Here is a 448-nt window from a genome sequence, read left to right on the forward strand (position 1 = left end):
GGGTCCGCGCGTGGCACTTGGTGCAGACGACCGTGCGCGCCGTTCCGTGGAGCTCCAGCACCTTGCGGTCCGGCATGCCGCCGAGCTGGTGCAGACCGTCCACGTTCTGGGTGATCACCCGCACCGCCGTCCCGGACCGCTCCAGCTCGGCCACGGCACGATGCGCGGCGTTCGGCTCGGGCAGCGCGGCGACGGTCTCCCGCCGCATCCGCCACGACCGGCGGCGGATCTCCGGGTCGGCCATGTAGTACTCGTACGTCACGAGCTTCTCGGCGTCGGGGTCGCGGCGCCACAGCCCGGCCGGTCCGCGGTAGTCGGGGATGCCGGAGTCCGTGCTGACGCCGGCGCCGGTCAGCAGGGCGACGAGGGGCTTGCTCATGCGGCGAGGGTAGGGCGGAGGGGGCGCGCCCGGCGAGGGGATATCGGGCCGGCCGGTGCGGCCTGTCAG

At 74.6% G+C, this 448-nt stretch carries 1 protein-coding gene; it reads right to left on the minus strand.

Annotation, left to right across the window (positions count from 1 at the left end; all coding sequences use genetic code 11):
- Nucleotides 1-379: Sir2 family NAD-dependent protein deacetylase (locus tag LPA54_RS38780; protein WP_306806631.1), on the minus strand; the 379-nt coding region annotated here is incomplete at its 3' end.
- Nucleotides 380-448: the final 69 nt, after the last annotated feature.

The sequence above is a fragment of the Streptomyces sp. DH12 genome (assembly GCF_020873895.1).
Classification (GTDB): Bacteria; Actinomycetota; Actinomycetes; order Streptomycetales; family Streptomycetaceae; genus Streptomyces.